At 64.0% G+C, this 15,102-nt stretch carries 14 protein-coding genes and 1 pseudogene; 7 read left to right on the top strand and 8 right to left on the bottom strand.

The features are described 5' to 3' along the window. Positions 1-49: 49 nt before the first annotated feature. A complete protein-coding gene (locus EJ068_RS10015; RefSeq protein ID WP_127253289.1) occupies positions 50-991 on the bottom strand; it encodes a threonine/serine dehydratase in 942 nt (313 codons plus the stop codon). Between the two features lie 50 nt (positions 992-1,041). Between EJ068_RS10015 and EJ068_RS10010 the strand changes: the two genes are divergently transcribed. Then, the gene (locus EJ068_RS10010) at positions 1,042-1,344 is read left to right on the top strand and encodes a metalloregulator ArsR/SmtB family transcription factor (RefSeq protein WP_127253287.1); all 303 of its coding nucleotides are present in this window, start codon (positions 1,042-1,044) and stop codon (positions 1,342-1,344) included. Between the two features lie 13 nt (positions 1,345-1,357). On the opposite strand, the gene lysA is transcribed toward EJ068_RS10010, so the two are convergent. From lysA to argH, 3 genes are all read right to left on the bottom strand, one after another. Next, positions 1,358-2,626 carry a diaminopimelate decarboxylase gene (gene lysA / locus EJ068_RS10005; protein ID WP_127386326.1) on the bottom strand — a complete coding sequence of 423 codons (1,269 nt, stop codon included), beginning with the start codon at positions 2,624-2,626 and terminating at the stop codon, positions 1,358-1,360. 54 nt (positions 2,627-2,680) lie between these two features. Then, positions 2,681-2,887, bottom strand: a complete 207-nt coding sequence (locus tag EJ068_RS10000) for a lipoprotein (RefSeq protein WP_127253283.1) — start codon at positions 2,885-2,887, stop codon at positions 2,681-2,683. A gap of 185 nt (positions 2,888-3,072) precedes the next feature. Beyond that, complete coding sequence (argH, locus tag EJ068_RS09995; RefSeq protein ID WP_127253281.1) at positions 3,073-4,473, bottom strand: argininosuccinate lyase; 1,401 nt, start codon at positions 4,471-4,473, stop codon at positions 3,073-3,075. A gap of 33 nt (positions 4,474-4,506) precedes the next feature. Between argH and EJ068_RS09990 the strand changes: the two genes are divergently transcribed. Continuing rightward, entirely contained in the window at positions 4,507-5,190 is a 684-nt protein-coding gene (locus EJ068_RS09990) for a TlpA disulfide reductase family protein (RefSeq protein ID WP_127253279.1), read from the top strand. 66 nt (positions 5,191-5,256) lie between these two features. On the opposite strand, the pseudogene EJ068_RS09985 reads toward EJ068_RS09990, so the two are convergent. Next, positions 5,257-7,732, bottom strand: a pseudogene (locus tag EJ068_RS09985) (EAL domain-containing protein). A 179-nt stretch (positions 7,733-7,911) separates the two neighbouring features. Further along, the gene (locus EJ068_RS09980; protein WP_127386427.1) at positions 7,912-8,952 is read right to left on the bottom strand and encodes an endonuclease/exonuclease/phosphatase family protein; all 1,041 of its coding nucleotides are present in this window, start codon (positions 8,950-8,952) and stop codon (positions 7,912-7,914) included. A 240-nt stretch (positions 8,953-9,192) separates the two neighbouring features. On the opposite strand from EJ068_RS09980, the gene EJ068_RS09975 reads away from it, so the two are divergent. From EJ068_RS09975 to EJ068_RS09955, 5 genes are all read left to right on the top strand, one after another. Further along, on the top strand, positions 9,193-10,545 hold the full coding sequence (locus EJ068_RS09975) for an extracellular solute-binding protein (protein ID WP_129554522.1): 1,353 nt from the start codon (positions 9,193-9,195) through the stop codon (positions 10,543-10,545). A 106-nt stretch (positions 10,546-10,651) separates the two neighbouring features. Beyond that, positions 10,652-11,536, top strand: coding sequence for an ABC transporter permease subunit (locus EJ068_RS09970; protein ID WP_127250981.1), 885 nt, complete (start codon positions 10,652-10,654; stop codon positions 11,534-11,536). Positions 11,537-11,544: 8 nt separating this feature from the next. Further along, positions 11,545-12,459, top strand: coding sequence for an ABC transporter permease subunit (locus EJ068_RS09965; RefSeq protein WP_127250980.1), 915 nt, complete (start codon positions 11,545-11,547; stop codon positions 12,457-12,459). A gap of 11 nt (positions 12,460-12,470) precedes the next feature. Further along, positions 12,471-13,577: a sn-glycerol-3-phosphate ABC transporter ATP-binding protein UgpC gene (gene ugpC / locus EJ068_RS09960; RefSeq protein WP_127250979.1), complete on the top strand. Its 1,107-nt coding sequence runs from the start codon at positions 12,471-12,473 to the stop codon at positions 13,575-13,577. A 46-nt stretch (positions 13,578-13,623) separates the two neighbouring features. Next, complete coding sequence (locus tag EJ068_RS09955) at positions 13,624-14,421, top strand: phosphodiesterase (protein WP_127250978.1); 798 nt, start codon at positions 13,624-13,626, stop codon at positions 14,419-14,421. 1 nt (position 14,422) lies between these two features. On the opposite strand, the gene EJ068_RS09950 is transcribed toward EJ068_RS09955, so the two are convergent. Then, entirely contained in the window at positions 14,423-14,821 is a 399-nt protein-coding gene (locus tag EJ068_RS09950; RefSeq protein WP_127250977.1) for a type II toxin-antitoxin system VapC family toxin, read from the bottom strand. Then, positions 14,818-15,093 carry an AbrB/MazE/SpoVT family DNA-binding domain-containing protein gene (locus tag EJ068_RS09945; RefSeq protein ID WP_127250976.1) on the bottom strand — a complete coding sequence of 92 codons (276 nt, stop codon included), beginning with the start codon at positions 15,091-15,093 and terminating at the stop codon, positions 14,818-14,820. The genes EJ068_RS09950 and EJ068_RS09945 overlap by 4 nt, the downstream gene beginning before the upstream one ends. Between the last annotated feature and the right edge of the window lie 9 nt (positions 15,094-15,102).

Here is a 15,102-nt window from a genome sequence, read left to right as displayed (position 1 = left end):
AAAGGCGAGGCGGGTTCCAAAAACGTGAAGCGGTTTTGCCGGGTTATGATCAGAAATTGCCAGGATTCGTGTTGGAACCGCAGACCAGGACCGCCACGCGCTCGCCCTCCGCCGGCACATAGCGCCCGGAAAGCATGGCGGCGAAGGCCGCTGCGCCACCCGGCTCGGCGATGATTCGCACGCGGTCCCACAGCGCCTTCTGCGCAGCTATGATGTCGTCGTCGCTGACCAGGATAGAGCGCTCGACGAAGGCTTCCGCGATCGGAAACATCATCTCGCCGACGCGCTTCGGCGCCAGCGAATCGGCGGCAATGCCTTCTGCCGGGGCATCGACCGGCTCACCGGCCTCCAGAGCGCGATAAAGCGTCGGCGCGCCCTCGGGCTCGATGGCGACGATGCGGATGCGCCCCGAAAACCACGCTGCGATGCCGCCGATCAGGCCGCCGCCGCCAACGGCAACCAGCAGCGTGTCGATCGCGGGCAGGTCGGCCTCGATCTCCAGGCCGAGCGTGCCCTGGCCGAGCAGCGTTTCCTCCTGGTTGAAGGCGTGGATCTGCAGGGCGCCGGTCCGGGCCGCGAAGTCCTCGCTGGCGGCTAGGGCCTCGGCATAGCGCGCGCCGCCGACGACCAGATCCGCGCCGTAGCTACGGATGCGCGCGAGCTTGGCCGGGGGGCTGACCTCGGGCACGAAGATCGTGGCCTTGTGGCCAAGCTTCATGGTGGCATAAGCGACGGCCGCACCGTGGTTGCCGCCGGACGCGGCCACCACGCCGGCCTCGGGCACCTGGCGTTCGAGCAGGTTGGTGAAGGCGCCGCGCACCTTGAAGGAACCGGAATGCTGCAGGGATTCGAGTTTCAGGTCGACCGGAAAGGCGGGACGGCCGAAATCCGCCATGTCGACGCGCATGACCGGCGTATGGCGGACATAGGGGCGGATGCGCGGTTCGACTGCGGCGATGCGCTCGCGCGTGATCGTTCTGGTGTTCAGCATAACCTGCTCCTCGGGATTGACTTCAATTAGTAACTTAGCAAAATAGCTAAATGCAAGAGGTCGACATCTTCAAGGCATTCGCCAATGAGCGCAGGCTGCAGATCCTCGATTGGCTCAAGGATCCTCGCGCGCATTTCCCGCGCCAAGCAGATGGCGATCTGGTCGAGGACGGCGTTTGCGCGCTGCTGATCGCTGAGAAGCTCGGCATCACACAGGCGACGCTCAGCGAGCATATGCGTGTGCTCACCCAGGCCGGCCTGCTCAGCACAAAGCGGGTGAAGCAATGGATCTTCTATCGCCGCGACGAAGGGCGGATCGCCGAAGCCAAGGCGCTCATCCAGCAAAGAATCTAACGCTTCGAGCGCGCTACCTCAGCCAGTCGGGGACCGAATCCAGCCCGATCAGGTTCTCATAGGTCTGGCGGGGGCGCACGACATGGAAGCGGTCGCCGTCCACCAGAACCTCCGGCACCAGAAGCCTGGTGTTGTAGGTGCCGGCCTGCACCGCGCCATAAGCGCCGGCGGTCGAAACAGCGATCAGGTCGCCGGCCTTCAGCCTGGGCAGGTCGCGGTCGTGGCCGAGGAAGTCGCCGGTCTCGCAGACCGGGCCGACGACGTCGACCTTCATGCGCGGTGTGGAGGCGGGCGGCTGCACCACCGGCCGGATGTCGTGGAAAGCGTCATAGAGCGTCGGCCGGATCAGGTCGTTCATGGCGGCGTCGACGATAAGGAAATTCCTGGCGTCGCCTTCCTTCACATAGATGACCTCGGACACCAGGATGCCGGCATTGCCGACGATCAGGCGCCCGGGCTCGAACATCACCTTGAGACCGAGCCTGGTGACATGCTTCCTGACGATCTCGGCATAGGCGTCGGGCAGCGGCGGCGGGCTGTTGTCGACGCGGTAGGGGATGCCGAGGCCGCCGCCGAGATCGACATGCTCGATCGCATGTCCGTCGGCGCGCAGCGCGCCGACCAGCTCGACCAGCAGCGCGAAGGCGTCGTCGAAGGGCTGCAATTCGGTGATCTGGCTGCCGATATGGGTGTCGATGCCGGTCACCTTGATGCCGGGCAATTCGGCCGCGCGGGCATAGACCTGCCGCACGCGCTGCCACGGGATGCCGAACTTGTTCTCGGCCTTGCCGGTCGAGATCTTCTTGTGTGTCCTGGCATCGACATCCGGATTGATGCGCAGCGAGATGGGCGCCACCTTGCCGAGCGCCACGGCGCGCGCCGACAGCAGTTCGAGTTCAGGCTCGGATTCGACATTGAAGCAAAGAATGCCGGCGGAGAGCGCGAAATCCATCTCGCGCGCGGTCTTGCCGACGCCGGAAAACAGGATCTTGCTGGCCGGGATGCCGGCGGCCAGGGCACGGCGCAATTCGCCTTCCGAGACCACGTCGGCGCCAGCACCTTGCCTGGCCAGCGTCCTCAGCACGGCCTGGTTGGAGTTCGCCTTCATGGCGTAGCAGACCAGCGCGTCGAGGCCGGCGAAGGCTTCTCTGAAAACGCGGAAATGCCGGGTCAGCGTCGCCGTCGAATAGCAGTAGAAAGGCGTGCCGACCTCGGCTGCTATATCGGGGATGGCGACGTCCTCGGCATGGAGCACGCCGTCGCGGTAGTCGAAATGGTTCACGAGGGTTGGTCCCGAAAAGTTGGAGCGTGGTGAGATCGAGCGATCCCGTCGGCTCTAGAGCAGTGGATCGAGGATGAACTTCCTGTCCTTGACCGGTTTCTCCGGCTCGGGCGGCACCGGCTGCTTGGCTTTTTCCGCATCCTTGCGCGCCTGCTCCGCCGCCTCATAGGGCGTGTCGAGGCCGGTCTTCCTGCCGCAGGCCGTGACGGTGACAACCGCCGCCAGCAGCGCCAGCGTCACCAAAATCCTGCTACGGGTCATCGATCCATCCGTTTGAAATTGTTTCCTGTGCCGCCGCTTTTAGCCGAGTTTTCGGCACTTTGCATCCGGGCAATTGTTTTGATGCATATCGTGTCCCAGAACCGCTGCACACGTCCGGGCGACATGCATTTGTTTTGATGCATGTCGTTGTCCCAGAACCGCTATGCACTTCTGGGCGACAGGCATTAAGCCTTGGCGAGCCGCTTTTTCCAGTAGCGGATCTGCTTCCGCACCTCCGACGGCGCGGTGCCGCCGAAGCTCACCCGGCTCTTCACCGAATTCTGCACGGCAAGCACCGAGAAGATGTCGTCGGTGATGCCGGGATGGATCGAGCGCAGGTCCTCCAGCGAGAGCTTCTCCAGGCCGACCTTCTTCTCCTCGGCGAGCGCCACGGCGCGGCCGGTGACATGATGTGCCTCGCGGAAGGGCAGGCCGAGATTGCGAACCAGCCAGTCGGCGAGGTCGGTCGCGGTGGCGTGACCGGCGCCGGCGGCCTTCTTCATGGCGGCGGCGTTGACGGTCATGTCGCGCACCATGCCGGTGGTCGCCGCCAGCATCAGGTCGAGCGTCTCGGCGGCGTCAAAGACCGCTTCCTTGTCCTCCTGCATGTCCTTGCCATAGGTCAGCGGCATGCCCTTCATCACGGTCAGCAGGCCGACGAGATGGCCGTTGACGCGGCCGGTCTTGCCGCGCACCAGCTCGGCGGCGTCCGGGTTCTTCTTCTGCGGCATGATCGAGGAGCCGGTGGAGAAGGAATCCGACAGGCGGATGAAGCCGAATTGCGGGGTCGACCAGATGATGATCTCCTCGGCGAGCCGGGAGAGGTGCGTCGCGCAGATCGCGGCGAGGCTCAGGAATTCCAGCGCGAAGTCGCGGTCCGAAACGCTGTCCAGCGAATTGCGCGTCGGCTCGCGGAAACCCAGCGCCTTGGCCGTCATGTGGCGGTCGATGGAAAAGCTGGTGCCGGCAAGCGCCGCCGCGCCAAGTGGGCTTTCGTCCATGCGCTCGATGGCGTCGTGGACGCGCGAGAGGTCGCGGCCGAACATCTCGACATAGGCCATGCAATGGTGGCCGAAAGTCACCGGCTGCGCGGCCTGCATATGGGTGAAGCCGGGCATGACGGTCGCCGCATGCTCCTCGGCGCGTTCGAGGAATGCGGCGATCAAGTCCTTCAATGCCTCGGCGACGCGCTGGCATTCCTGCTTGACCCAGAGCCTCAGATCGACCGCCACCTGGTCGTTGCGCGAGCGGGCGGTGTGCAGACGTCCGGCCGCAGGGCCGATCAGGTCGGCAAGGCGGGCCTCGACATTCATGTGGATGTCTTCCAGCCTGGTGGAGAATTCGAAGGTGCCGGCCTCGATCTCTTTCAGGATCGTGTTCAGCCCGTGAGCGATTTTTTCTTGATCGGCCGCCGAAATAATGCCCGTTTCAGCCAACATCTCGCTATGGGCGATCGATCCGCTTATGTCCTGCGCATAGAGCTTGCGGTCGAAGCCGATCGACGCGTTGATCGCTTCCATGATCGCGGCCGGACCCGAGGCAAAACGTCCGCCCCACATCTGGTTGCTGGCCTTCTTGTCGCTCATCGCTATAACCCGTGCTCCGGAGCAGTTTTGAAAATGGCAGACGGCAAGAAATTCTTTTTTCCGGCTACGCGCCTCATCCTTGCCGCTTTGGTGGCGGGCGTGCTGGCCGGCGCGGTCGCGGTATATGTCAGCGAGAGCGGTTCTGGCAACAACGCTCCGGAGAAGGTCGCCGCGGCCGCCGGCAAAGACGACGCCGCCTGTGCGGCCAAGGCAACCCGGGCCAAGACCGTCGCCGCAAAAGCGGTTGGCCAGGTCGCGGCGCTGCAGCCAGCCGATCCGCCGCAATCGCTGAAAAGCCTCGCCTTCAACGGTCCCGATGGCAAGCCGATGACGATCGCCGACCATGCCGGCAAGACGGTGCTGCTCAATCTGTGGGCGACATGGTGCGCGCCGTGCCGAGCCGAGATGCCGGCGCTCGATGCACTGCAGAAGGAGAAGGGCAGCAAGGACTTCGAGGTCGTCGCGGTCAATGTCGATACGGGCGACGATACCAAGCCGAAGAAGTTCCTCAAGGAAATCGGCGTCGAGACGCTCGGCTTCTACCGCGATCCGACGATCGCCCTGTTCAACGAGGCGAAGACGCGCGGCCTGGCGCTCGGGCTTCCGGTCACCATGCTGATCGACGCGGACGGCTGCTTGATCGCGCATATGAACGGCCCGGCCGAATGGTCGAGCCCCGACGCCAAGCGCCTAGTGGAAGCGGCGCTCGCGCCGTGATCGTGTGATCTTTTGGATTGACGCAATTCCGGACGGAAAACCGCTACACACTTTTCCTGGAATTGCTTAGACTGAACGCGCGGCCGCTGCCGGCTGCAGCATCAGGATGCTGCCGCCCCGGACATTTTCGACCTTGGCGGTTGCCGCGTCTTCCTTGACGCCGTCATCGGCCGCCGGAACACCCGTGAGCTCGCTGAACGCCTCGATCGGGCCGGGCCTGCCCAGAAAATATCCCTGGCCGATGTCGCAATCCTCGGCATCGAGGAAGCGCAATTCGTCGAGCGTCTCGACGCCTTCGGCCAAGACCGGCAGGCCGAGGCCGCGCCCCAGGCCGAGCACGGCGCGCACGATGGTTGCGACCTGGCCGTTACGGTCGACCGACTTGATGAAGGACCCGTCGATCTTGATCTTGTCGAAGGGGAAGGCGCGCAGGTTGGACAGCGAGGAATAGCCGGTGCCGAAATCATCCATCGCCACGCGTACGCCCAGCGCCTTGATCTGACGCAAGGTGGCCAGCGCGCGCGGCATGTCCTTCACCAACGCCGTCTCGGTGATCTCGAGCTCGAGCCGGCCTGCCGCCAGGCCGGTGCGAAGCAGCACCTCATGCACCTTGCGGCTGAAATCGGGATTGTGAAGCTGCACCGCCGAGACGTTGACAGCGACCGTCAGCGGGTTCTTCCACGTCGCGGCCTCCTCGCAGGCGGTCGACAGCACCCACTCGCCGATCTGGGCAATCGAACCGCTATCCTCGGCCACCGGGATGAACACCGACGGCGGAACCTCGCCGCGGTCGGGATGCTGCCAGCGGAGCAGGGCTTCGAAGCCGATCATCCTGCCGCTGCTGATTTCCTTCTGCGGCTGATAGACGAGCCGGAATTCGCCGCGCGCCACTGCCTGGCGCAGATCCTGCTCCAGGCTGCGCCGGTCGCGCGCCTCGGCACCCATGGAGGCCTCGAAATAGCGGAAGGTGTCCTTGCCTTCGGCCTTGGCGCGATAAAGCGCGGTGTCGGCATGGCTGACCAGCGCCGCCTGTTCGTCGGCATCGAGCGGGTAAAGCGCGATGCCGATGCTGGCCGACACCATGCCGCCGGGCGACAGCCGGTTTTTCCTGGCGCAGCGCCGAAAGCACCGCCTCGGCTATGCGGCCCGCCGCCTGCGGGTCAGGAAGATTGGGGGCGATGATGGCGAATTCGTCGCCGCCAAGCCGGGCCAACATCTGTCCGTGGCGCAGCACGCTGGAAGCGCAGTGAGCCACCTTTTGCAGCACGGCGTCGCCAGCGGCGTGGCCGAAGAGGTCATTCACTTCCTTGAACCGGTCGAGGTCGAGCAGCATGAGCGCCAGCTGGCTACCTTTGCCACTGCTTTTGCCATCTGGCGCGGATGCGGCGATCTCGGCTTCCAGGCGGCTGGTGAAGCTACGGCGGTTGGCAAGGCCGGTGAGCGGGTCGTAATTCGCAAGCCGCATGATCTCCTGTTCGGCCTTCCTGCGTTCGCGTATGTCGCGCACGGCCACGACCAGATGCGGCTTGCCGCAATAATCGATTCTCCTGGCGATCAGCTCCACCGGTATCCGGCTGTCGTCCTGACCGCGGAGGTCGGCTTCCTGCGCCTGTCCGTTGCCGGTGCCAACGGCCGACGCAATTCGTTCGCCGAACAGCTCGCCCAGCCTCATCGTGTTCAGCGTGCCGGCGGCGATGCCGCTCAGCGCCGCGATGCTGTCGTTGGCGCTGACGATGCGGTTGCCGTCGCAGACGATGAGGCCTTCGACGGCAGCATTGGCGAGGCCGTGCATGCGCTCCGCCTCGATCCTGTGACGGCGGAAGCGCAGATCGATCCACAGCGCGGTGGCCGCCAGCACCAGAATGACGAGGCTTGCCGTCGCGGCTGCGAAAGCCTGCGACATCGGAGCGATCGTGAATTTCGAGATCTCGATCGAGGAATCCGGATAGATCGAGACGGCGGCCATGGCGATGAAATGCAGCGTGCAGATCGCCAGCGTCAGCAGGACGGCACCGGCGACTGTCGCTAGGGTCGACGGGCGACGCAGCACGATAAACAGCGAAAGCGCGGCAAGTGATATACCCGAGACCAGCGATGCCGCGACCAGCAGCTGGTTCCAGACGATCCGACCTTCGACCTCGAAAGCCGCCATGCCGGTATAGTGCATCGCCGCGATGCCGATGCCGAGCACGGCGCCACCGACGAGATAGTGGTCGATGCCGCTGCGCACGGTTGCGATCCATATCCCAGCGGCCGTCAGAAGAACGGAAACCGCCAGCGAAGCGACCGAAAGCTCGGCGTTGTAGGCGTTGGGTATTCCCGGCGTGAAGGCGATCATGGCGATGAAATGCGTCGCCCAGATGCCAAATCCGGTCGAAGCGGCGGCAATCAGCAGCCAGGCATAACGGTTCCGGCTGGTCGATTGCACGACATGGCGGAGCAGATTGACAGCGGTGAAACAAGAAATTCCACAAATCAGCGCGGCCAGTGCGACCAGTCTCAGATCGTGCTCGTTTACGATACAATTATAGACGGTCAACATCTTGCTTCACCTGATCTTCCCACATCAATCAAGGCAACGGAATTGATTAGGGCCCGGCAGCTGAAGAATCGGTTATGCCGCCCGCAACCACTGCGTGCGTCCCAGGTTGTATCTGTCAGGGAGGCCATGCCTGGAATCATTGGGCCGAGCCAGCGGGAATTGGTCGATCCTGAAGGCCGTCACTTCACCCGCACCGTGACCACCAGCGCCTCGTGGTCGGCGCTCGGGCTGCCGTCCGGCAAGACCGCCGGCAGCGTCGCGGGTGCGCTTGCCGAAAGGCCGCGGGTGAAGAACCAGTCGATATGGCCGGCGGGCGTCAGGTCGCCGGCCGCGCGCCGCTGCGTCGGCTTGTCGAAGGCGTTGGCCTCGCGCCAGTCGTAGCCACGCTCGGCAAACACCGCGAACAGGGGCTCATGACGCTCCGGGCACATCAGCCGGTCCGGTTCGGCGGCGATGCGCTTTCGCCACGCGGCTGGGTCGTCATTGCGTTCGGGATAGGTGGCGGTGAGCGTGTTGAAGTCGCCGCCGATGAGAACAGGCGTTTCCGCATCATATCTGTCGATGGCATCGAGCAGATGGCGCGTCTGGTCGGCCCGGCCGGCCGGCGTGGTGCGGTTCTCGAGATGCACGGAAACGACGGTCACACGGCGGTCGCCGACCATCATCTGGCCGCCGAGCGCCATGCGGCCGCCGATGCGTGGCTGGCCGTGCTCCGGCAGGAACCAGGCGCCAGCGGCGTCGAAGCGAACGAGAAAAGGCCGCAGCAGCGGAACGGTGCTGGTTATGGCGTTGCCGTGGAAGCCCTCCACATTCTCGGCGCCGCCATTTGCCACCTGCTCCGTCTCATTGCCGGTGCCGAGCTCGAGGAACTCGACGCCATAGGCGTAGGAATGGCCCAGGCGATCGGCAAGCCGGCTCAGCAGATGGCCGTTGCCGGAGCGCGCCATGCCCTTGTCGACCTCGGACAGCAGCACGACGTGTGGCGCCTGGCCGGCGATGGTTTCGGCGATGGCATCGACGTGGCGCAGCCGCTCGACATTCCAGGCCATGACGGTCAGGCTCTCACCGGCGCTTTCACGCGAAGCCTTGCCGCCGATCTCAATCTCGCCGAGGGCGGGAACGGCGGCGGCGTGGCGCAGATGGGTGGCGCTGTCGCGCGGCCCGTCCCGCATGGCGTTGCGGACGGCGACGGGCACGTGCGTGAGCTGCGGAACCAGCATGTCTTGTCTCATTCAGTTAGCCGGTTAATCAAAGAGGTCTTTTCACGGCTTGGCGGCGCCCTAGCTCTCTAGAGCGCCGATGTGACGTTTTCATGCCGGCGCTGCCGCTGCCAGGGGAGGAGAGACTGGCTGTCCACAGGGGCTTCGGGCCCACAACAGAACTGTCACATACCTTCTCTATGAGAGCGGGCAAGGACTTGCGCAAAACCCTTGTCACACTGCCACTCAAGAGGGAAAACCATGACGATCATCAAGCGGGGCTTTGCTGCCCTTGCCGCCAGCGCGCTCAGCACCGCGCTTGCGGTTCCTGCTATTGCCGAACCGGTCAAATTCGACTTCTGGTTCGGTCTTTCGGGCGACCTCGCCCGCGTCGTCGACACGCTGTGCAAGAACTTCAACGCCTCCCAGAAGGACTACGAGGTCGTCTGCACCAGCCTGGGCAATTACGACGCCACGCTGCAGAACACGATCGCCGCGTTCCGCGCCGGCAAGCAGCCTACCGTCGTCCAGGTCTATGACGTCGGCACCGCCACCATGATGCTGTCGGGCGCCTACAAGCCCGCCGACAAGCTGATGGAGGAGAACGGCTACAAGATCGACTACAACGACTATTTTCCCGGCATCGCCCGCTACTACGCGACGTCGAAGGGCGAGATGCTGTCCTTCCCGTTCAACTCGTCGACGGCGCTGATGTACTGGAACAAGGACGCCTTCGCCAAGATCGGCAAGACCGAGGCGCCGAAGACCTGGGAAGATGTCGGCGCCGATCTCAAGGCGCTGAAAGACGCCGGCTATGACTGCCCGATGGCGATCAACATCTCGGCCAACGAAAGCTGGCAGCTGATGGAGCAGTTCTCGGCGCTGCACAACCAGCCGATCGCCACCAAGAACAACGGTTATGACGGCCTCGACGCGCGTCTGGAAGTCAACAAGACCAAGTTCGTCCAGTACGTCACCGACTTGAAGAAGTGGTATGACGCGGGTCTCATCAAGATCAAGTCCAAGGATCTCGGCCAGGACATGGTGCAGGCCTTCGCCACCGGCACCTGCCAGGTCATCCTGACTTCGGTCGGCGACCACGGCACTGTCGGCCGCACCCAGAAGGAAGGCATGAGCTGGGATGTCGCCGAGCTGCCGGTCTATGCCGGCACCGAGCGCAAGAACTCTTTGGTCGGCGGCGCCTCGCTGTGGGTGCTGTCCGGCAAGTCGGACGCCGAATACAAGGGCGCGGCCGCCTTCCTCAACTTCATCCACGACCCCAAGACCGCTTTGTTCTGGTCGACCAACACCGGCTATATCCCGGTGACGAAATCGGGCTTCGATTTCATGCAATCCAACGGCTTCTACGACAAGGCGCCTTATAAGGGCCGCGAGGTGGCCATCGCCAGCCTGACCGCGTCGGAGCCGACCGAGATCACCCGCGGCATCCGCCTCGGCAACTTCACCCAGATCCGCGCCGAGTTCGGCACGCAGATGCAGGCGATCTTCGCCAACAAGGTCAGCGTGCAGGAAGGCCTCGACGCGCTGGTCAAGAATGGCGACGCCATCCTCGAGCGCTTCCAGCAGACCTATCCGGGTAAGACCCTGCCCTGACCCCGGATAGCGCAACGGCCGCCCGTCGAGATTCGACGGGCGGCCATTTCATATCTAGTTTGTCCCGCGAAGGCGGGCTGATGGGTTCCACTGCATCGGCGGATCTATGGAAAAACGCGTCACTTTCGGCAGATGGACGATCGGCATCCTGTTCGCGGTGCCGCAGCTTATCCTGATCTTCACCTTCTTCTATTGGCCTGCCGGCCAGGCGGTCTACTGGTCGCTGACGCTGCAGCAGCCCTGGGGCGGCGGCAACATCTGGGTCGGGCTCGACAATTTCCGCTCGATCCTGGCCAGTGCCGACTACTGGAATTCCATCACCGCCAGCATGATCTTTGCCGGCATCAGCACGGGCCTTGCGATGGTCATCGCGCTGGTGCTCGCCGCCCTGACCGACCGGCAGCTTGCCGGCTCGTGGCTCTATCGCGTGGTGCTGATCTGGCCTTACGGCATCGCCGCGCCGGCGCTGGCGCTGGCATTTCGTTTCATCCTGGCGCCGGAGGCCGGCTTCATGGCCGTCGTCAACAAGGTTTGGCCCGGCTTCTGGGACCCCGGCCTCGACGGCGCCGACGCGATGGCATCCGTCATCATCGCCTTTTCCTGGAAATATGTCGGCTACAACTTCATCTTCTTCCTCGCTGCCTTGCAGGCGATCCCGCGTTCGCTGATCGAGGCGGCGGCGATGGACGGCTCCGGCGTCATCCGGCGCTTCTGGGACATCCAGTTCCCGCTGATCACGCCGACGATCTTCTTCCTGCTGGTCATCAACATCACCGAGAGTTTCCAGGATTCCTTCGGCATCGTCGACATCATGACCGCCGGCGGGCCGGCCAACGCCACCAATCTGATGGTCTACAAGATCTATTCCGACGGCTTCAAAGGCCTGGATTACTCCGGCGCGGCCGCGCAGAGCATCATCCTGATGCTCTTGATCATCGCGCTCACCATCGTCCAGTTCCGCTTCATCGAGCGGCGCGTGCATTATCGTTGAGGCGGGTCATGGTCGAGCGCACTCCGATCCTCAATTTCTTCACGCATCTCATCCTGTTCGCCGGCTTCGTCTTCTGCGTGGCGCCGTTCGTCATCGTGGCGATCGCCGCCTCGCACAATCTGAAGGACGTCAACGACGTGCCGATGTCGCTGCTGCCGGGCAGCGACTTCTGGGTCAACATCAAGACGGCATGGACGACGGCCGATCTCGGCCCGAAGCTGCTCAATTCCTTCATCATGGCGTTTGGCGTTGCCGCCGGCAAAGTGATCATCTCGGCGCTCACCGCCTTCTCGATCGTCTATTTCCGCTATCCCGGCCGCATGCTGATCTTCTGGTTGATCTTCATCACGCTGATGCTGCCGCTCGAAGTGCGCATCGTGCCGACCTATGCGGTGGTCGCCAACGTGCTCGAGCCCTATCAGACGATCATGGACCTGACAGGGCTGTCCTGGCTGATCGAGAAGATATCGGGGGTTCAAGTCCAGCTCAGCCTGGGGCTGCTCAATTCCTATAGCGGCCTGATCCTGCCGCTGGTCGCGACCGCCACCGGCACGTTCCTTTACCGCCAGTTCTTCCTGACCGTGCCGGACGAATTGACCGAGGCGGCGCGCATGGACGGGGCCGGCGCGCTGCGCTTCTTCGTCGATATCCTTCTGCCGCTGTCGCGCAACAACATGGCGGCGCTCGGCACCATCATGTTCCTGTGGGCCTGGAACCAGTATCTGTGGCCATTGCTCATCACCACCGACCAGTCGCATGCGATGGCGGTGACCGAGTTGAAGCAGCTCATCCCCAATGTCGGCGGCGCGCCGGAATGGCATATCGCCATGGCTGGCACACTGATCATCATGCTGCCGCCTATGATCGTCGTGGTGCTGATGCAGCGCTGGTTCGTGCGCGGCCTGATCGCCACCGAAAAATAAGGAGACAGGAAATGGCCTCCATCACCATTCGCGGCGTCAAGAAGAACTATGCCAAGACGCAGGTCGTGCACGGCGTCGACCTCGATTTCGCCTCGGGCGAATTCGTCGTCATCCTGGGACCCTCCGGCTGCGGCAAGTCCACGCTGCTCAGGATGATCGCAGGGCTGGAAGAGATATCCGGCGGCACGATCGCCATCGACGGCACGGTCGTCAACAAGCTCGAGCCGCGCGAGCGCGGCTGCGCCATGGTGTTTCAGAATTACGCGCTCTACCCGCATATGAGCGTGGCGCAGAACATCGGCTATTCGCTGAAGGTGGCAGGCGTTCCCGCCGCCGAGCGGACGCAGCGCATCCAGGCAGTGGCGCGCGTCCTGGAACTGGAGCACCTGCTCGACCGCAAGCCGATGGCGCTGTCCGGCGGCCAGCGCCAGCGCGTCGCCATGGGCCGCGCCATGATCCGCGAGCCGAAGGTGTTCCTGTTCGACGAGCCGCTCTCCAACCTCGACGCCAAGCTGCGCGTGCAGATGCGTTCGGAAATCCGCAAGCTGCACCGGCGGCTCAATGCCACCTCCGTCTTCGTCACGCATGATCAGGTCGAGGCGATGACGCTGGCCGACCGGCTGGTGGTGATGAATGGCGGCCGCGTCGAGCAGGTCGGCACCCCGGCGGAAGTCTACGGCCGGCCGGCAAGCCGCTTCGTCGCCACCTTCGTCGGCGCGCCGGCGATGAACATGCTCGAAGGCACGGTGGCGCTCGACGGCATTTCGCTGCTCGGCGGCAGCCGCAAGCTCAACGTATCGCGAGCCGGGCTAGCGGTGGGCTCGAAGGTCGCGGTCGGCGTCCGGCCGGAGGCGGTGCGCATGGTGGCGCCGGGGACGCCCGGAGCGCTCGCGGCGACGGTCGACCTCATCGAGGAATTGGGCGCCGGACGTGTCATCTATGTCGATCTCGACGGCGCGCCGTTCTCCGTCGTGACGTCTGAGGCCGTCCACCCCGAACCGGGCAGCACGATCGGCCTGCAGTTCGCCGAATCGGACCTGCACTTCTTCTCCTCGGAGACAGGCGGTAGGCTGGAGGTGTTCAAGGCTTCTGTGCCGGAGCCGGCGCTCCAAGGGTGATCCCTTTCCGTCGGCTTTGCGAACATTTTGATTGAGGGTTCGGGGCATGAAGGTCATCCAGGTTACGGACGTCCATCTCGGTCGTCTGCGCGAGATACGATATGGCGCGAACCTGAATGAGCGGCTCGATCGTTGCATCGACCATATCAATCAGCGCCACAGCGATGGGGCGCTCTGCATCTTCACCGGCGACCTGACCGACGACGGCGAGGCCGACAGCTATGCTGACCTGAAGGCGGCGCTGAGCCGGCTTGCCGTGCCTTACCGGCTGCTGCCTGGAAACCACGACCGGCGCGCCAACCTCATCGCCGCCTTCCCGGAAAACGGGACCGACGGAAACGGTTTCGTGCAGTCGGTTTTCGACACGCCGGAAGGGCGGCTTATTTTCCTCGACAGCCTGGCGGAAGGCCGCGTCACAGGCGAGTTGTGCGACGACCGGCTCGGCTGGCTCGATGCCAGGCTCGCCGAGGTGGCGGGGAAGGCGGCCTATATCTTCCTGCACCATCCGCCGGTCGAGCTCGGGCTTACGCTGCTCGACCCGCTCGGGCTCGAGCAGCCGCAGCGGCTCATCGACGTGCTGACGCGCCACGGCAATGTCCGCTATATCTTCTTCGGCCATGTCCACCGCGACATAGCCGGCACCGTCGCCGGCATTCCGTTCTCGGTGCAACGGGGCCTGCATGCCCGCTTCATGCTGGACGTGGTCGGCGACGAGATGGTCGAGCAGGCGCCGCCCGCCTATTCGATCATCCTGATCGACGGGCAGCGCGTCGTTATCCACAGCCACGACTTTCTCGAGCAATGGCCGCTCTGGTCGCCGGCGACGGGACAACGCGTGCGGTAGATCACTCGAGCAGCAGTGTGGGCGTTCCCTGTCCTTCGACCAGCTTTACCGCTTTCCTATCGAAGGACACGAAGGTTTTGCCGCCGAGCCACTGACCGTCGAACGCTATCACGCCGTCGGCGAAATCTCCGCCGGCGTCGAGCACGGCCAGGCCAGCCTCGATCGTTGGTCGGTTGGCTACGACGTTGCGCATATCGAGGATGCGACGGATCGAGGCTGATATGTCGGGCCGCGCGACCCGGTAGCTTCTGTCCAGCACCCAAACGAACTCGCAGAGCGCTTGAACGCTGATCGCGACCAGTTCGGCCCTTTCCAGGGTCTCGGCTGCGGTCTGCTGCTGCGCTTCGTCGTCCCCGACAATGAGCCACAACAGCACGTTGGTGTCGAGGCTGACCTTCACTCGCGCTCGATTCCGCGCATCCCGCTCGAAGCGCCGGCGTCGGCGATCGCATCGTTGATCTCCTCGATCGAAAGCCGGGCGCCGTTGGTTTTGCCCTTGAGCATCCCGCTCAGCTCTTGCCAGGAGCCCTTGCCCTGGTCGGCTTTCAGCTCCGCCCGGCCACCAGGTAGAAGATCAAGCCTGATCTTGTCGCCGGGCTGGATGCCGAGGTGCTTGAGCACATCCTTCCGGAACGTGACTTGGCCACGCGCTGTAACTGTCAATGTCGTCATGGTGTAGCC

Source organism: Mesorhizobium sp. M2A.F.Ca.ET.043.02.1.1 (assembly GCF_003952405.1).
Classification (GTDB): domain Bacteria; phylum Pseudomonadota; class Alphaproteobacteria; order Rhizobiales; family Rhizobiaceae; genus Mesorhizobium.
The sequence above is the reverse complement of the archived record's forward strand: the minus strand, read 5'-3'. Positions and strand labels throughout refer to the sequence as shown.